This is a genomic window from Gordonia sp. 'Campus' (assembly GCF_022206305.1).
In the GTDB taxonomy this organism is placed as follows: Bacteria; Actinomycetota; Actinomycetes; order Mycobacteriales; family Mycobacteriaceae; genus Gordonia.
The window spans coordinates 239,322-255,645 of record NZ_JAKOIW010000002.1 but is presented as its reverse complement, the minus strand read 5'-3'; the positions used below and the strand labels follow the sequence as shown (position 1 = coordinate 255,645).

The window sequence follows — 16,324 nt, the reverse complement described above, 5'->3', positions numbered from 1 at the left end:
CGACCGCCGAGCTCTCGGCACCGGCCGCAACAGTCCGCTCAGGGCTGTTGCGGCTTCTTCTGGTACAGCGCGGACGCGTACGCGTCCTGTTCGGCGGCCTGCCGGCGACGCTCGGCCTCGACGGCCAGGTGATAGGAGCTGCGGGCCCAGACCACCCGCGACCAGTGGAAGGTCAGCACGAAGACCGAGATCCACCCCAGTACGAGGCCGATGCCGACACCGGACGGCGGTTCGACCCCGCCGACACCCGGGGTGTTGCGTGTCCACCAGGCCAGCATTCCCGCCACGCACGCGATGGCGCAGCCGCACAGCGCGATCCACGCGAGGACCCAGCGGCGGGTCAGCAGGGCCAGCATCGAGACCACGATCCCGAAGATCGTGACGAGGTAGACGAAGATCTTCGACACGATGGTCACGCGCTCGGCTGCGGCCTCGGGGGCTAATGTCAACACCTCGAGACCGGTCACGGATCCGGTGTGCGGCAACACCATCGAGACCATCGCGACCACCACGGCGACCGCCACCACCACGGCACGTGCACCCGGGTCGATCTCGCCGGCCACGCGGCGCTCGGCCTTGCGCAGGTCGCCCTCGTACTGCTCGAACGCCGACTGGTCGGCCGCGGATCCCGGCGACCCGTCGGAGTCGGCTCCGGACGCCGAGCGTCCCGGATCCGGTGTGGTGTCGGACATGCTCATCCCCTCACTTCGTGATGTGGTCAGTTACCGCACGCACTGCCGCAACCGGCGTCCGCGGTCGGCAGCGGCGCGGGGACACCCACGGCGGGGAGTCCGAGACCGACGCCGACCGGCCCGGTGGTGGGGGTACGGCTCTGTTCGTGTGCATCGCCTGCGCGGGTGCGACGGTGCGTGATGATCCCGCCGTCGGCGATCAGGTGATGCGGAGCGGCGTCGGTGAGCACGGTGTGCACCACATCGCCCGGACGGATGCCACCGGCGTTCCCTGCCGCGAAATGCACGAGTCGGCCGTCGCGAGCTCGGCCGGTCATGCGCCGGGTCTTCGCCGACTTGCGTCCCTCGTCGGCGACGACGAGCAGTTCCACCTCGGTGCCGACCAGAGCCTCGTTCTCGGCGAGGCAGATCCGCTCCTGCAGCGCGATGAGGCGCTGGTAGCGGTCGGCGACGACCTCGGCGGGCACCTGCTCGGCCATCGTGGCGGCGGGGGTTCCGGGACGTGGCGAGTACTGGAAGGTGAACGCGCTGGAGAACCGGGCCCGTTCGACGACGTCGAGGGTGGCCTGGAAGTCGTCTTCGGTCTCCCCCGGGAATCCGACGATGATGTCGGTGGTGATGGCCGCGTGCGGCATCGCCTCGCGGACCTTGTCGAGGATGCCGAGGAACTTCGACTGCCGGTAGCTGCGGCGCATCGCGCGCAAGACGCGGTCCGAGCCCGACTGCAGGGGCATGTGCAGCTGCGGGCACACGTTGGGGGTCTGCGCCATCGCCTCGATGACGTCGTCGGTGAACTCGGCCGGATGCGGCGAGGTGAACCGCACCCGCTCCAGTCCCTCGATGTCGCCGCACGCGCGCAGCAGTTCGGCGAAGGCTCCCCGGTTGCGGGGCTGGTCCGGGTCGGCGAAGGACATGCCGTAGGCGTTGACGTTCTGGCCGAGCAGCGTCACCTCGACGACACCCTGGTCGACGAGTGCCTGCACCTCGGCGAGCACCTCGCCCGGCCGGCGGTCGACCTCTTTGCCACGCAACGACGGCACGATGCAGAACGTGCACGTGTTGTTGCAGCCGACCGAGACCGACACCCAACCCGAGTACGCGGAGTCACGCTTGGCGGGCAGGTTCGACGGGAACCGTTCCAGGGCGTCGAGGATCTCCACCTGCGCGGCGTCGTTGTGGCGGGCCCGATCCAGCAGTGCGGGCAACGACCCGATGTTGTGGGTGCCGAACACGACGTCGACCCACGGCGCCTTCGACAGCACCGTGTCCTTGTCCTTCTGCGCCAGGCACCCACCGACCGCGATCTGCATCCCGGGTCGGTCCGACTTGACCGGGGCCAGATGCGACAGATTGCCGTACAGCTTGTTGTCGGCGTTCTCACGGATCGCACACGTGTTGAACACGACCAGATCGGCGTCGTCGCCCTCCGCGGCACGGACGTACCCCGCGTCCTCGAGGAGGCCGGCGATGCGTTCGGAATCGTGGACGTTCATCTGGCAGCCGTAGGTCCGTACCTGGTAACGCCGGGCGGCGGGTGCTGCCTGCTCAGGCCGATCCGACAACTCGATACTCACTCCTATGAGGGTACGGGGCGCAGGCAAATCGACTCCCACAGGTCACCCGGATCCAGGTCGGCGGATAGGGTTTCCCAATGACCATTTCGCCGAGCAAGTCCGCGGACCCCGGGTCCCAGCCGATGATCGCGATGCGGGGGGTGCAGAAGTACTTCGGCTCGCTGCACGTGCTGAAGGACATCGACTTCGAGGTGCCGGCGGGCCAGGTCGTCGTGGTCCTCGGACCGTCGGGATCGGGCAAGTCCACGTTGTGCCGCACGATCAATCGGCTCGAGCCGATCGACGACGGCGAGATCCTCGTCGAGGGCGCGATACTGCCCGCCGAGGGCAAGGACCTCGCGCGGCTGCGCGCCGACGTCGGCATGGTCTTCCAGTCGTTCAATTTGTTCTCGCACAAGACGATTCTCGAGAACGTCACGCTGGCGCCGACCAAGGTGCGCAAGAAGTCGAAGGACGAGGCCGCCAAGCGGGCACTCGAACTCCTCGAGCGCGTCGGCATCGCCAGCCAGAAGGACAAGTACCCGGCGCAGCTCTCGGGCGGGCAGCAACAGCGGGTGGCGATCGCCCGGTCACTGGCGATGGACCCGAAGATCATGCTGTTCGACGAACCGACCTCGGCGCTCGACCCGGAGATGGTCAACGAGGTGCTCGACGTCATGGTCTCCCTCGCCAAGGAGGGCATGACGATGCTGGTCGTCACCCACGAGATGGGCTTCGCCCGCAAGGCCGCCGACCGGGTCATCTTCATGGCCGACGGCGCCATCATCGAGGACTCAGAGCCGGACACCTTCTTCGACAATCCGCAGACGGATCGCGCCCGTGACTTCCTCGGCAAGATCCTGGGGCACTGACATGAGACAGGTACGCACCACCGGTGTGATACTCGCGGTCGGTGCGCTGCTCGCCACCGTCCTGTCCGCCTGCGGAAGCACCGAGCCCCGCAACCTGATCGATTCGATCCGTGACGGATCGGTCGTGCTCGGGGTCAAGTTCGATCAGCCCGGTCTCGGCCTCTACGAACCCGACGGCAACGTCGAGGGCTTCGACGCCTCGGTGTCGAGGTATGTCGTCGACCACATCGCCGACGAGCTCGGCGTCCCCCACCCGGAGATCACGTGGCGGGAGACGCCCTCGGCCCGACGTGAGGCGATGATCGACAACGGCGAGGTCGACCTGATCGCCGCCACGTACTCCATCAACGCGGCCCGATCGAAGAAGGTCTCCTTCGGCGGCCCGTATCTCGTCACCTACCAGGGCCTCATGGTCCGAGCCGACGACGACACCATCGACGAGCTCGCCGATCTCGACAAGGGCAAGAAGCTCTGTTCGGTCACCGGCTCCACCCCCGCCCAAAATGTCAAGGCGCAGCTGCCCGCGGTGCAGCTCCAGGAGTACGACTCCTACTCGGCCTGTGTGGAGGCCCTGCGGCGCGACAAGGTCGACGCCGTGACCACCGACGAAGCGATCCTCGCCGGGTACTCCAACTTCTGGGAGGGCGAGTTCAAGCTCGTCGAGATGACGTACCTGAAGGACGCGTGTGTCAAGGACGCGCTGAAGACCGCCGGAAGCCCGTTCTCCACCGAGCGATACGGCGTCGGGCTCGCCCTCGACGACACCGCATCCGTCGACGCCGTGAACAAGGCTCTCGACGCGATGCTCGCCCCCGCAGGCGACGGGGAGTCCGCATGGAACGCGGCGCTGCGCGAAGCCCTCGGCAACCCCTACGTGGACGAGATCATCGCCCGTGCGGACCGGCCGGATTCGAAATTCCCCTACCGGCCCGACCCCGGCGACCTGACGTTCCTGGATTCACCGTCGACGCCGTGCCCGCCCGGGCTCCAGTGAGGAACGAGAACAACCGATGAATGACGTCTCTCTGTGGGAGAGCATGGGCCCCGAGCTGTGGCCCGCCTTCTGGGTGACCATCCAGTTGACCTTCTACTCCGCCATCGGCTCGCTGGTCTGGGGCACGATCCTCGCCGGGATGCGCGTCTCCCCGGTTCCGGTGATGCGTGCCTTCGCCGAGGTCTACGTGAACATCGTCCGCAACACACCGCTCACCCTCGTGGTGCTGTTCTGCGCGATCGGCCTCTACCAGAATCTCGGTCTCACGTTCGCCCCGACGATCGAGTCGAACAACTTCTGGCTCGCGGTGCTCGCGTTCGTCCTCTACACCTCGACCTTCGTGTGCGAGACCCTGCGCTCGGGCTTCAACACCGTTCCACTCGGTCAGGCCGAGGCGGCACGGTCCCTCGGGCTGTCGTTCACCCAGGTCTTCGGCGTCATCGTGCTGCCGCAGGCCATCCGATCGGTGATCGGACCCCTCGGCAGCGTCCTGATCGCGCTGACCAAGAACACGACCGTGGCGTCGGTCATCGGCGTCGCCGAGGCGGCGGCCCTGATGAAGACCGAGATCGAGACGTTCTCCGATCAGTTGTTCGTCATCTTCGGCGTCATCGCGGTCGGGTTCATGATCATCACCCTCACCGAGGGCGCCGTCTTCGGCTACCTCGCCAAGCGACTGGCGGTCAAACGATGAGTGCTGACGCAACCGTCCTCTACGACGCCCCCGGTCCGCGCGCCCGCGCCCGCAACCGGCTCCTGGCCGTCGCGTTCGTCGTCGTCCTCGCCGCGATCGCGATCTATGTCGTCACCGTGCTGGCGGCCAACGATCAGTTCACCGGCGAGAAGTGGTCACCCTTCGTCACCTGGAGCACCTGGACCGGGTACATCCTGCCCGGATTGTGGCGAACCCTCTCCGCCGCAGCGGTGTCCATCGTGCTGTCACTGATCCTCGGGGCCGTCCTCGGCATCGGGCGGCTCTCCGACCATCGGTGGGTGCGCGCACTCGCCGGGTTGTTCGTCGAGGTGTTCCGCGCCATCCCGGTACTCATCCTGATGGTGTTCACCTGGTTCCTCTTCGCGATCTACGGCATCTTCCCGTCGTCGGCGCTGGCCTTCGCCGCGGTCGTCACCGGTCTGACGCTCTACAACGCCTCGGTGATGGCCGAGATCCTGCGTTCGGGGATCAACTCGCTACCGAAGGGGCAGACCGAGGCATCGATGGCGCTGGGCCTGCGCAAGAGCCAGATGATGCGCATCGTTCTGCTCCCCCAGGCGATCACGGCCATGATGCCCGCACTCATCTCACAGATGGTCGTGGCGTTGAAGGACAGCGCGCTGGGCTACATCATCGGGTACTCCGAGGTGGTCCGGAGCGGACTTCTGTCGGCCTCGCGATACGGAAACTACATCCCCGCGCTGATCGTGGTCGCGGTCATCATGATTCTCATCAACTTCGGTCTGTCGACCTTCGCCACCGCTCTCGAGCGGCGACTTCGCCAGGGACGCCGGTCGTCGGCGCCGCCGGCCGATCCCGAGGCGACCGAGCTCGCTGCTTCGGAGAATCTGCCGACCGGACGGTGATACCGGAGGTGGGGTGCTCAGCCGCTGCTCTGCAGCGCGTTGAGCGCCTCACCCACCACGTCGAACGCCAGCGACTGGGAGTACCCGCGCCGCACCAACATTCCGACGAGACGCCGCATGGCCTTGTCGCGTTCTGCTCGGTCACCGGCGATCCGATCGGCCATGGACGCGGTCAGTTTGCGCTCCACCAGTCCGGCTGCGATCTCGCGCTCGCCGGCGGGATCGATGTCGGCGAGAGCCTCGGCGATCACGGACTCGTCGACTCCCTTGGTCCGGAGTTCGTGCCGCAACGCGACGCGTCCCTTCCCTGAGTTGAGGTGCCGGGAACGGACCCACTCGGACGCGAACTCCTCGTCGTCGAGCAGACCGTGGCGGTCGAGCCGCTCCATCACCTCGTCGACGGTGTCCGCGTCGAAACCCTTGCGGTTCAAGCGGTCACGCATCTCCTGCCGTGAACGCGCACGAACCCCGAGGAGTCGCAGTGCCGAGTCCCATGCGCTGGGTCCCTTCCGCTCGGGATCTTTCTCCCGACGCGGCCGCGTCTCCTCGGGGTCCGGTGCCTCGCCCAAAACCGGCCTCAGAACTCCACCGGGGCGGGGGCGATGTCGTCGGCATCGACCGTCGCTCCGATTCCGAGCTTCTCCTTGATCTTCTTCTCGATCTCGTCGCGGATGTCGACGTTCTCGAGGAGGAACTTGCGGGCGTTCTCCTTGCCCTGGCCGAGCTGATCGCCCTCGTAGGTGAACCACGATCCCGACTTGCGGATGAAGCCTTCGGCTACACCCATGTCGATCAGCGACCCCTCCTTGCTGATGCCCTGGCCGTAGAGGATGTCGAACTCGGCCTGCTTGAAGGGCGGGGCAACCTTGTTCTTGACGACCTTGACGCGGGTCCGGTTGCCCACCGCGTCGGTGCCGTCCTTCAGGGTCTCGATACGCCGGACGTCCAGGCGCACCGACGAGTAGAACTTCAACGCCTTACCGCCGGTGGTGGTCTCGGGCGAACCGAACATCACGCCGATCTTCTCGCGCAGCTGGTTGATGAAGATCGCGGTGGTCTTCGACTGGTTGAGCGCGGAGGTCATCTTGCGCAGCGCCTGGCTCATCAGGCGGGCCTGCAGACCGACGTGGCTGTCGCCCATCTCGCCCTCGATCTCGGCCTTGGGGACGAGCGCGGCAACCGAGTCGATGACCAGGATGTCGAGCGCACCGGACCGGATCAGCATGTCCGCGATCTCCAGCGCCTGCTCACCCGTGTCGGGCTGCGACACCAGCAGCGCGTCGGTGTCGACACCGAGCTTGGCGGCGTAGTCGGGATCGAGCGCGTGCTCGGCATCGATGAACGCCGCGATGCCGCCCAGCGCCTGGGCGTTGGCGACCGCGTGCAGCGCGACCGTCGTCTTACCCGAGGATTCCGGGCCGTAGATCTCGACGACGCGACCGCGGGGCAGACCGCCGATGCCCAGGGCCACATCCAGGGCGATCGAGCCGGTCGGGATGATCTCGATGGGCTGACGGGTCTCCTCGCCCAGACGCATCACCGAGCCCTTGCCGAAGTTCTTGTCGATCTGCGCGAGGGCCAGGTCGAGTGCCTTCTCACGGTCTTGGGGCGCGGGTGCCATGGCAGTTCTCCTCGGTTGCGGGCCGGGTTTCCGGCGGGCGGTCTGTGCGGTCCGGGCGTTCATGTGGTGAAAGGTAGCCGGTGGGTCCGACAACTCTTCAGACGCAGGGGCGGTCCGTCTGGTTCCATCGAATGGTTCGGTCTGGCACCAGGATGAACGAACACCTGTTCGATGGCAAGTGCGACACGCGGACGCGCGTCACCAGCGATGGCGCGGTACGTCGAAGTCGCGGCAGATGGCGATCCACACGTCTCGGGGGTCGACCCCGTCGTCGATCGCCTGGGACCCGGTGCGCCCGCCGACATCGATCAGGACGTGATCGGACAGGATCGAATCTGTCGCGGACACACCGAATTCCACGGTCATCAACTCGGTGAACTCGGTCAGGCGCACGAGCCCAGCCTAGGTGATGCGGACGCGACGGCGAACACGCGCCGCACGACCGCCACCGGGTCGACGGTGTCGGCCACCGAGTCGCCGATCACACGCGCGGCGCGCGCATACGCCGGATCGTCGAGCACGTTGCGCACGGCGTCGGCGAGCGCGGCGGCGGCGACCGGACGCACGACGCGTCCCGCACCGGCGCGCTCCATTCGGGTGGCGAGTTCCCACTGGTCTCCCCCACCGGGAACCGCGATCACCGGCACACCGGCCGTCATCGCCTTGGCGAGGATGCCGTGACCGGACCCGCAGATGAGCAGATCGGCGTGCGGGAGGATTTCGTCCTGCCGTCCCAGACCAGACGTCAACAGGCCGGACGTCGGCAGTTCGGCGTTCGCATCGTTGCCGAAACGCGCGAGGGCGGCGTCATCGGGCTGTCGGAGTCCCGAGACCACCACGCGGACCGGACGCCCCAGCATGGAGGCACCGAGCGCGTCGAGCGCGACACCGACCATGTCGGGTGCGCCGGTCTGTGCCGTGGACGGCGCGAGGACGACGAGCGGTGCGTCGCCTGCCGGCCGCCCGAACACCTCGTCGGTCGGTTCCCACACCAGTGGGCCGACGATGTGGGTGTCCGCCGGCCAGTCCGGGCGCGGGACCTCGAGGCCGGGCAGCGTGGCCACCAGACGAGCCCATGGCTCCGGATTCACTCCCCCGAGCCCGATCGTTCGACGAGCATCTCGTCTCTGCCGCAGCCCTTTTCGGATGGACGCGGCGGTGGCGGCCCGCATGAGGGCGTCGCGGAGGCGACCTCGCACACCACGGCCCGGGGCGAGCCCCGACCCGATGGGCGGAAGACCTCGCGACGGAAGGTACAGCGGATGCGGTGACAGTTCGACCCACGGCAGTCCGCACAACTGTGCGGCCCACCCGCCCGCGACGGTGATGACATCGGACACGACGACGTCGGCTCTCCAGGTGCGTAGTTGCTCCGCGAGCGGCACGGCCATGCGGGCCGCGCGTGCACTCAACTTGGCACCCGCGTCGGTGTCGTCGTCGGCATCCTCGGCGCCCAGAGCCGGGAGCTCGGCCAGGTCGATGCCCCGCCGGTGCGCCGCCGGCGACCAGTCGAGCGAGGTGAACACGGTCGCCTCATCACCCGCGGCGGTGAAGCGTTCGGCGAGCGCGAACGCCGGGAACGCGTGCCCGGCGTCGGACCCGGCGACCAGTGCGACGCGAATCAGCCCTGCTGCGGGGGCTCGGTGGTGGGCGGCGCGGCCTGCGCTGCAGGCTTCTGCAGTCCGGGGGCGGCCGTACCGGCTGCAGGCAATGCGTCACCCCGCATGCTGGCGCGGATCTGCTCCAGACGGGAGTGTCCGGCCATCTGGATTCCGGCCTGCTCGACCTCCTGCATACGGCCCTGCACCGAGTTCTTGGCCAACTCGGCCGAACCGAGCGCGTTCGCGTAGCGGCGCTCGATCTTGTCGCGGACCTGGTCGAGGCTCGGCGTGTTGCCGGGCACCGACAGCTCGCTCATCTGGTTGAGCGACGCCGAGACCTGCTCCTGCATCTTGGCCTGCTCGAGCTGGCTGAGCAGCTTGGACCGCTCGGCGAGCTTCTGCTGCAGGATCATCGCGTTGCGCTCGACCGCCTTCTTGGCCTGATCGGCGGCCTGCAGCGACTGGTCATGGAGCGATTTGAGGTCTTCGACGCTCTGCTCCGCGGTGACCAGCTGAGCGGCGAACGCCTCCGCGGCATTCGTGTACTCGGTGGCCTTCTGGGTGTCGCCGGCAGCCGCGGCCTGATCGGCCAGCGTGAGCGCCTGACGCGTGTTGGCCTGCAGTCGTTCGATGTCCTCGAGCTGACGGTTCAGCTTCATCTCCAGCTGACGCTGGTTGCCGATGACCGACGCCGCCTGCTGCGACAACGCCTGGTGCTGACGCTGCGCATCCTCGATCGCCTGCTGGATCTGGACCTTCGGGTCCGCGTGTTCGTCGATCTTCGCGTTGCCGAGTGCTGAAAGGTAGCGCCACAACTTCACGAACGGGTTCGCCATGCTCTTCGTACTCCATTCAGGGGTCTGAGAACTCTGCAGACCAATCTAGCGTCTGCGGGATCGCGATGAGACGGTGTCGTTCGGTCGGCTGCCGGGCAGTCGACCGTCAGGCCGCGGCGAGCGCCGTCGTGTCGCGGCGCGCCGGAGGTGCGGGGATCACGACCTTGGTCGCACTCAGGCCGGTCTCCGCATCGGCGGTGTCGCCCAGCGGGCCCGCGCCGACCACGACGGGTTCGGCACCGGCCGGTCGCATCGCGCTACCGACCTCGAGGAGCAGATCGGCGATCTCGACGTCGAGCGCATCGCAGATCGCCGCGAGCAGTTCGCTCGAGGCCTCCTTCTGCCCGCGTTCGACCTCCGAGAGATAGCCGAGGCTCACGCGTGCGCCGGTGGACACCTCGCGCAGAGTGCGACCCTGCTGTGTGCGGACCCGACGCAGGCTGTCGCCGAGCGCCTCCCGTAAGAGCATCGCCATCGAGTCTCCTCTCTACTGCACTACCCAACGCACCGCATCGCCGATGGGTTCCCGGTGGGTCCCCGCGGCACCGTCTGACCGACGATAGTCGAAGTCACCGACCGCCGCCGGTTCCTCCGACCGCACGCCGGGGCGTGGCTGCCGGCGCGGGTGCCGGCTCGTCGCGCTCGGACCGCACCTTGATCGCCTGCCAGGTGTAGTCGAGCCCGGTGTAGATGGTCGCCACCAACGCCAGTCCCATCAGCACGTGGGCGGCGAGCTGCCCCGGGTCGCCGAGCGGGAGCAGGTACATGCCGATGGCGAGAGCCTGGAGCAGCGTCTTCAGTTTGCCGCCGCGGCTGGCCGGGATCACCTTGTGCCGCAGCACCCAGAACCGCAGGGCCGTCACCCACACCTCACGGGCGACGATGACGACCGTGACCCACCACGGGAGGATGCCCAGGATCGACAGCCCGACGAGGGCCCCGCCGATCAGCGCCTTGTCGGCGATGGGATCGGCCATCTTGCCGAAGTCGGTGATGAGACCGCGTTCGCGGGCGATGCGGCCGTCGTAACGGTCGGTCAGCGCGGCGACCCCGAAGACCACGGTCGCGATCGACCGCCACAGCGTGGACTCTCCCGAGTCGATGAACAGCGTCACCAGGAACACCGGGACCAGGACGATCCGGAACACCGTCAGCGCGTTGGCGATGTTGACCACCGGAACGGGGTCGACGGGGTCGGTGATGGGGTCGGGTCCGCGGCCGACGTTGGCGATGCCCTTCTCGTCGACCGCCCGCCTGATCCGGTCGGTCACGAGCACACCCCCGAGCGCGGCGGGGCGCCGCAGTTCAGGGCAATTCTCACGTGCACGCCCATCAGGGTATCGGCCGACCGGCCGACCGTGGTGAACAGGTCGCCTCCGCACGGCGGGCAGCCCTGTCACACGACTAAGGTGGGATCTCATGCCCCCCGTCGATCAGGTCGCGATCCGCCGCGCGCGCACGTCGGATGTCCCCCGGATCAAGGAACTCATCGACCAGTACGCCGGCAAGATCCTGCTCGAGAAGAACCTGGTGACCCTGTACGAATCGGTCCAGGAGTTCTGGGTCGCCGACGTCGACGGCCTGGTCGTCGGATGTGGTGCCCTGCACGTCCTCTGGGCCGATCTCGGCGAGGTCCGCACCGTCGCGGTCGACACCGCGCACGCCGGCCGAGGCATCGGCCACCTCCTCGTCGACCGACTGATGAGTGTGGCACGTGAGCTGCAGCTGTCCCGGGTGTTCGTGCTGACCTTCGAGACCGCGTTCTTCGCGCGTCACGGGTTCACCGAGATCCAGGGCACGCCGGTGACCCGCGAGGTGTTCGAGGAGATGTGCCGGTCCTACGACACCGGTGTCGCCGAATTTCTCGATCTGAGTTACGTCAAACCCAACACGCTGGGGAACACCCGGATGCTGGCAACCATCGAGCAGGAGTGACCATGCCCTACTTCGCCGTGCAGTACACCTACCGCCCCGCCAAGGCCGCGCTGCGCGACCAGCACCGCAAGCTGCACCGGGAGTGGCTCGGTGAGGAGAACAAGGCGGGCAACGTTCTCATCGCCGGGCCCTACCCGGACGGCTCGGGTGCACTGATCGTGATCAGCGCCGCCGACCTGGAGGCGGCGGAGGCGTTCCTCGCCAACGATCCGTTCCAGGCCCACGAGGCCGTCGACGCGGTGCGCATCGACGAGTGGACGCAGGTGTTCGGGCCGTTCCCGGCCTGACCCCGCGCCCACCCGTCGCGTCGACCTAGCGGTCGAGCGGTTCGGACCCCGCGTTCTCCGAACCGGACGCCTCGGCGTCCGGCTTCGAGGCGACCCCGCGGCTCTTGATCAGGCTGGCCACCGTGGTGATGACCAGGACACCGATGATCACCGACAACGACAGCGGCGTCGAGACCTCCGGGACGCTCAGGTGCTCGCCTCCGTTGATGAACGGCAGCGTGTTCTCGTGCAGCGCGTGCAGGACCAACTTGACGCCGATGAAGGCGAGGATGATCGAGAGTCCGATCGACAGGTACACGAGACGGTCGAGCAGTCCGCCGATGAGGAAGTACAGCTGACGCAGACCCATCAGGGCGAAGGCGTTGGCGGTGAAGACCAGGTAGGGCTCAGAGGTCAGGCCGTAGATCGCCGGGATCGAGTCGAGCGCGAACAGGACATCGGTGAAGCCGATGACGATGAGCACCATCAGCATCGGTGTCGCGAGGCGCTTGCCGTTGACGCGGGTGAAGAGCTTGTCGCGGTCGTAGGAATCGTGGGTGCGCAGGTATCGCTTGACGAACCGCTCGAGGCGGGTCTCGCGCTGCTCCTCGTGCTCGACGGGATCGTCACTCTCACGGACGAGCTTGATCGCCGTGAAGATGAGGAACGCACCGAACAGGTAGAACACCCAGCTGTATGCGTTGATCGCGGCGGCGCCGACGGCGATGAAGATGCCGCGCATGACCAGGGCCATCAGGATGCCGAGCAGCAGGACCTTCTGCTGATACTCCTTGGGCACCGCGAACTTCGCCATGATGATGACGAAGACGAACAGATTGTCCACCGAGAGGGCCTTCTCGGTGACGTACCCGGCGAAGTACTCACCGCCGAAGGTGGAACCCCAGTTCCACCAGACGAAGAGACCGAAGATGACGGCGAAGCCGATGTAGACCGCCGACCAGATGCCCGACTCCTTCAGCGACGGCGCGTGGGGCACGCGCACGTGTGTGAAGAAGTCGAACACGAACAGTCCGAGGATCACCGCACAGGTGATCAGCCAAACGGATACAGAGACATCCACAGAATTACCTCCAGCAGGCAGCAACGGCTGACGAGCCAGAGGTCTCTCCCGCCGGGCAAGGCGGCCGACGCTCCGGGTCCCGGCCGCGACGATGATCGGCATCGTCGCGCATCCGGACCGTATTGACGGAGACGCCGCGTCGGGGATACTCCCCTCATGGATCTCCGGCCACCTTAATACAAACTGTGTCCGAGCTGCAGAAGCGCCTGATCAGAGACTTGCGTCAGTTGTCCGTACTGTCCGTTTCGTCCCCGCCGCCGGTGATCGAGGCGATGACACCCGCGAGGTCGTCGGGCTTGACGAGCACCTCGCGCGCCTTGGAACCCTCACTCGGACCGACCACGCCGCGGGTCTCCATCAGGTCCATCAGCCGGCCCGCTTTGGCGAAGCCCACCCGCAACTTGCGCTGGAGCATCGACGTCGACCCGAACTGGCTCGACACGACCAGTTCGATCGCCTGCAACAGGTCGTCGAGGTCGTTGCCGATGTCGCTGTCGATGTCCTTCTTGTCCCCGGCCTTGGCCGCGGTGACACCCTCGGTGTACTCCGGCTCCGCCTGCTCCTTGGTGAAGTCGACGACGGCAGCGATCTCCTCGTCGGTGATGTAGGCGCCCTGCATGCGCACCGGCTTGTTCGCACCCATCGGGAGGAACAGACCGTCGCCCATACCGATGAGCTTCTCCGCCCCGGGCTGGTCCAGGATGACTCGCGAGTCGGTCAGTGACGACGTCGCGAACGCCAGTCGCGACGGCACGTTGGTCTTGATCAGACCGGTGACCACGTCCACGGACGGACGCTGGGTCGCGAGCACCAGGTGGATGCCCGCGGCGCGCGCCTTCTGGGTGATGCGCACGATCGCGTCCTCGACATCACGAGGCGCCGTCATCATCAGGTCGGCGAGCTCGTCGACGATGGCGAGGATGTAGGGATACGGCTTGTAGACGCGTTCGCTTCCCAGCGGGGTGGTGATGTCCCCGGAGCGGACCTTCGAGTTGAAGTCATCGATGTGACGCACCCGCGAGGCCTTCATGTCCTGGTAGCGCTGCTCCATCTCCTCGACGAGCCACGCGAGGGCCGCGGCGGCCTTCTTGGGCTGCGTGATGATGGGGGTGATCAGGTGCGGGATGCCTTCATAAGGCGTGAGTTCCACCATCTTGGGGTCGATGAGGATCATCCGAACCTGTTCGGGCGTCGCGCGGCTGAGCAACGACACCAGCATCGAGTTGACGAAGCTGGACTTACCCGAACCGGTCGAGCCGGCGACCAGCAGGTGGGGCATCTTCGCCAGGTTCGCACTGACGAAGTCGCCCTCGATGTCCTTGCCGAGACCGATCACCAGCGGGTGCTTGTCCTTGCGGGTCGACGACGCGTTGAGCACGTCGGCGAGGCGCACCATCTCCCGGTCGGAGTTCGGCACCTCGATACCCACTGCGGACTTGCCCGGGATCGGCGCGAGAAGGCGGACGTTGTCCGTGGCAGCCGCATAGGCGATGTTGCGCTGCAGAGCGGTGATCTTCTCCACCTTGACGCCCGGGCCCAGCTCGACCTCGTAGCGGGTGACGGTCGGTCCGCGGGTGTAACCGGTGACCGCCGCGTCGATCTTGAACTGCTCGAGGACGCCGGTCATCCGGTCGATCATGTCGTCGTTGGCGCTGCTGCCCATCTTCGGTGGATCACCCTCGAGCAGCAGACCGGGGGGAGGCAGGATGTAATCGCCCTCCGCCACGGGCTCCGACGGGGTGAACGCCTCCTCGTCGGCTGCGGACTCCGGCTGGGGATCGGGCTCCGGCCGTTTCGCGGGTCGCGGCGCGGGCGTGGCCCGGCGCGACGGCGACGTCGCGGTACGCGGTGCGATCACCTCGGTGGGCTGATCGGGCTCGGCACCGAGGGGCTCGGTCAGGGCATCGGCGAGATTCTCCGTGACCGCTTCCTCGACGGGCGCGAGGTCGGCGAGACCGGGCGGGGTCCGCCGCGACGTGCGACCCGACGACCGCGACGGCGTCGAATCCGGCGGGTAGTTGTCGTACGGGTCGGACGAGTAAGGCCGACGGCGGGATCGAGACGCCAGAGCTCCGGAGTCATACCCGTCTGGGTCGTAACCGTCTGGGTCGGATCCGTCTGGGTCGGATCCGTGAGGGGCGTCGTCAGCCGGGTCCCCGAAATCGGGATCGTCGTAGTCGTCGGCGTCCCAGTCGACGTCGTCCCACGGGGCGTCGTGCGCGCCCGCGACTCCGAGGCCGAGGTACCCGCCCGCGGCGTCGACGACCTCGCGCACCGTGCGCCCACTCAGGATCAGCACGCCGAAAGCCATGCACAGCAACAGGATCGGCACCGACACCCAGGCTGTCACACCGGCCGTGAGCGGAGTGCCGACGGCGAATCCGACGAATCCCGCGGCACCCGAACGACCGGGCAGGTCGAGGGGCGCGCCGGCGATCAGATGCATCAGGCCGAGCGCAGGCAGCACCACCAGGAAGCCGCCACCGAGGTAGCGTCCTCGGCGCTCCGGGGCGGCCGGACGACGCATGAGCACGATCGCCAGGGCGACCAGGGCGAGGGGCAGCAGAACCGCCGCCGATCCGATGACCGCACGGGTCAGCGCCTCGATGAAGGCCCCGACCGGACCCGCGGCCCCGAACCACACGCTGGCACCCACGAGAAGTCCGAGTGCCAGCAGGCCGAGCGCGGTTCCGTCTCGGCGGTGGCTGTGGCCGCCCACCTCGGTCCGCCGGCCACCGTCCTCGTCGAACGGATCGTCGCCGTGACCGTCGTAGTCGTCACCATCGATGTCGTCGAGATCGAAGTCGGCATCGGAGACGCGAGGTCCGCGCCCCACACCCGAACCGACCCGCGCCGCGCTGCCGACCCCCCGGGCGAACAGCGACCAGCCCGCGCCGATGCCCTTCCCCACTGCCGACGCGCCGGCCGCGGCCACGGAACGACGGTGCAGGTCGACCGACTCCGCGGACGCGGACGTGTCCCGTTTCCGCGGGGACGCGGTCGCCGAACGCGTCATCTTCCGCGACGACCCGCCGGAACCCGATCGGCTTGCACCCCGGGCCCCCGAAGTCTTTGCTCCTGAACTCTTGGCCCCTGAACTCTTGGACCCCGAACCCCGCGCCCCTGAATTCCGTGTTCCTGCTGCCCTGGTCCCGGAGGTCGTGCCGCCGGATCGCTTGGCGCTCGCCGACGCGCCGCTGCGCGTGCGCGCGCCGGTCCCGGTCGCGCCACGTGTCGCGGACGCGCGTGAACCCGTGCTTGCCTTCGAAGCCATACCGACAGACTAGTGTGC

The 16,324-nt window shown here is 67.6% G+C and carries 17 protein-coding genes; 6 read left to right on the top strand and 11 right to left on the bottom strand.

The window, feature by feature from the left end; all coding sequences use genetic code 11:
- Positions 1 to 38: 38 nt before the first annotated feature.
- Positions 39 to 698 carry a hypothetical protein gene (locus MAY35_RS03220; RefSeq protein ID WP_374237915.1) on the bottom strand — a complete coding sequence of 220 codons (660 nt, stop codon included), beginning with the start codon at positions 696 to 698 and terminating at the stop codon, positions 39 to 41.
- Positions 699 to 718: 20 nt separating this feature from the next.
- The gene (gene miaB, locus MAY35_RS03215; RefSeq protein WP_238419387.1) at positions 719 to 2,254 is read right to left on the bottom strand and encodes a tRNA (N6-isopentenyl adenosine(37)-C2)-methylthiotransferase MiaB; all 1,536 of its coding nucleotides are present in this window, start codon (positions 2,252 to 2,254) and stop codon (positions 719 to 721) included.
- A 134-nt stretch (positions 2,255 to 2,388) separates the two neighbouring features.
- On the opposite strand from miaB, the gene MAY35_RS03210 reads away from it, so the two are divergent.
- Genes MAY35_RS03210 through MAY35_RS03195 form a run of 4 tightly spaced genes read left to right on the top strand, consistent with a single transcriptional unit; the run spans position 2,389 to position 5,692 of the window.
- Positions 2,389 to 3,117 carry an amino acid ABC transporter ATP-binding protein gene (locus MAY35_RS03210; RefSeq protein ID WP_238419381.1) on the top strand — a complete coding sequence of 243 codons (729 nt, stop codon included), beginning with the start codon at positions 2,389 to 2,391 and terminating at the stop codon, positions 3,115 to 3,117.
- 1 nt (position 3,118) lies between these two features.
- Positions 3,119 to 4,111 (top strand): glutamate ABC transporter substrate-binding protein, encoded by a 993-nt coding sequence (locus tag MAY35_RS03205; RefSeq protein ID WP_238419174.1) that lies wholly within the window; start codon positions 3,119 to 3,121, stop codon positions 4,109 to 4,111.
- A gap of 16 nt (positions 4,112 to 4,127) precedes the next feature.
- Positions 4,128 to 4,805 carry an amino acid ABC transporter permease gene (locus MAY35_RS03200; RefSeq protein ID WP_238419173.1) on the top strand — a complete coding sequence of 226 codons (678 nt, stop codon included), beginning with the start codon at positions 4,128 to 4,130 and terminating at the stop codon, positions 4,803 to 4,805.
- The gene (locus MAY35_RS03195; RefSeq protein WP_238419172.1) at positions 4,802 to 5,692 is read left to right on the top strand and encodes an amino acid ABC transporter permease; all 891 of its coding nucleotides are present in this window, start codon (positions 4,802 to 4,804) and stop codon (positions 5,690 to 5,692) included. The genes MAY35_RS03200 and MAY35_RS03195 overlap by 4 nt, the downstream gene beginning before the upstream one ends.
- Before the next feature lie 17 nt (positions 5,693 to 5,709).
- Here MAY35_RS03195 and MAY35_RS03190 read toward each other — a convergent pair whose 3' ends face one another.
- The 7 genes from MAY35_RS03190 to pgsA form a co-directional block, all read right to left on the bottom strand.
- A complete protein-coding gene (locus tag MAY35_RS03190; protein ID WP_238419171.1) occupies positions 5,710 to 6,261 on the bottom strand; it encodes a regulatory protein RecX in 552 nt (183 codons plus the stop codon).
- A gap of 8 nt (positions 6,262 to 6,269) precedes the next feature.
- Entirely contained in the window at positions 6,270 to 7,313 is a 1,044-nt protein-coding gene (gene recA, locus MAY35_RS03185; RefSeq protein WP_006436452.1) for a recombinase RecA, read from the bottom strand.
- 198 nt (positions 7,314 to 7,511) lie between these two features.
- Positions 7,512 to 7,706: a DUF3046 domain-containing protein gene (locus MAY35_RS03180; RefSeq protein ID WP_238419170.1), complete on the bottom strand. Its 195-nt coding sequence runs from the start codon at positions 7,704 to 7,706 to the stop codon at positions 7,512 to 7,514.
- A complete protein-coding gene (locus MAY35_RS03175) occupies positions 7,697 to 8,935 on the bottom strand; it encodes a glycosyltransferase (protein ID WP_238419379.1) in 1,239 nt (412 codons plus the stop codon). The genes MAY35_RS03180 and MAY35_RS03175 overlap by 10 nt, the downstream gene beginning before the upstream one ends.
- Positions 8,935 to 9,750, bottom strand: a complete 816-nt coding sequence (gene pspA / locus MAY35_RS03170; RefSeq protein WP_238419169.1) for a phage shock protein PspA — start codon at positions 9,748 to 9,750, stop codon at positions 8,935 to 8,937. The genes MAY35_RS03175 and pspA overlap by 1 nt, the downstream gene beginning before the upstream one ends.
- Positions 9,751 to 9,856: 106 nt before the next feature.
- Positions 9,857 to 10,225, bottom strand: coding sequence for a helix-turn-helix domain-containing protein (locus MAY35_RS03165; RefSeq protein WP_238419168.1), 369 nt, complete (start codon positions 10,223 to 10,225; stop codon positions 9,857 to 9,859).
- Between the two features lie 94 nt (positions 10,226 to 10,319).
- A complete protein-coding gene (gene pgsA / locus MAY35_RS03160) occupies positions 10,320 to 11,021 on the bottom strand; it encodes a CDP-diacylglycerol--glycerol-3-phosphate 3-phosphatidyltransferase (RefSeq protein ID WP_238419167.1) in 702 nt (233 codons plus the stop codon).
- 148 nt (positions 11,022 to 11,169) lie between these two features.
- Here pgsA and MAY35_RS03155 point away from each other — a divergent pair, with 148 nt between their 5' ends.
- Positions 11,170 to 11,685 (top strand): amino-acid N-acetyltransferase, encoded by a 516-nt coding sequence (locus tag MAY35_RS03155; RefSeq protein WP_238419166.1) that lies wholly within the window; start codon positions 11,170 to 11,172, stop codon positions 11,683 to 11,685.
- Positions 11,686 to 11,687: 2 nt separating this feature from the next.
- A complete protein-coding gene (locus MAY35_RS03150; RefSeq protein WP_238419165.1) occupies positions 11,688 to 11,972 on the top strand; it encodes a YciI family protein in 285 nt (94 codons plus the stop codon).
- Between the two features lie 25 nt (positions 11,973 to 11,997).
- Here the strand turns inward: MAY35_RS03150 and MAY35_RS03145 are convergent, their stop codons facing one another.
- A complete protein-coding gene (locus tag MAY35_RS03145; RefSeq protein ID WP_238419164.1) occupies positions 11,998 to 13,032 on the bottom strand; it encodes a TerC family protein in 1,035 nt (344 codons plus the stop codon).
- Between the two features lie 223 nt (positions 13,033 to 13,255).
- On the bottom strand, positions 13,256 to 16,306 hold the full coding sequence (locus MAY35_RS03140) for a DNA translocase FtsK (protein ID WP_238419163.1): 3,051 nt from the start codon (positions 16,304 to 16,306) through the stop codon (positions 13,256 to 13,258).
- Between the last annotated feature and the right edge of the window lie 18 nt (positions 16,307 to 16,324).

Bases quoted from the DNA above. Each gene is read 5' to 3' on its own strand.
- MAY35_RS03220 (WP_374237915.1), bottom strand. From the start codon at position 698: ATGAGCATGTCCGACACCACACCGGATCCGGGACGCTCGGCGTCCGGA.
- MAY35_RS03210 (WP_238419381.1), top strand. From the start codon at position 2,389: ATGATCGCGATGCGGGGGGTGCAGAAGTACTTCGGCTCGCTGCACGTG.
- MAY35_RS03205 (WP_238419174.1), top strand. From the start codon at position 3,119: ATGAGACAGGTACGCACCACCGGTGTGATACTCGCGGTCGGTGCGCTG.
- MAY35_RS03200 (WP_238419173.1), top strand. From the start codon at position 4,128: ATGAATGACGTCTCTCTGTGGGAGAGCATGGGCCCCGAGCTGTGGCCC.
- MAY35_RS03195 (WP_238419172.1), top strand. From the start codon at position 4,802: ATGAGTGCTGACGCAACCGTCCTCTACGACGCCCCCGGTCCGCGCGCC.
- recA (WP_006436452.1), bottom strand. From the start codon at position 7,313: ATGGCACCCGCGCCCCAAGACCGTGAGAAGGCACTCGACCTGGCCCTC.
- pspA (WP_238419169.1), bottom strand. From the start codon at position 9,750: ATGGCGAACCCGTTCGTGAAGTTGTGGCGCTACCTTTCAGCACTCGGC.
- MAY35_RS03165 (WP_238419168.1), bottom strand. From the start codon at position 10,225: ATGGCGATGCTCTTACGGGAGGCGCTCGGCGACAGCCTGCGTCGGGTC.
- MAY35_RS03155 (WP_238419166.1), top strand. From the start codon at position 11,170: ATGCCCCCCGTCGATCAGGTCGCGATCCGCCGCGCGCGCACGTCGGAT.
- MAY35_RS03150 (WP_238419165.1), top strand. From the start codon at position 11,688: ATGCCCTACTTCGCCGTGCAGTACACCTACCGCCCCGCCAAGGCCGCG.
- MAY35_RS03140 (WP_238419163.1), bottom strand. From the start codon at position 16,306: ATGGCTTCGAAGGCAAGCACGGGTTCACGCGCGTCCGCGACACGTGGC.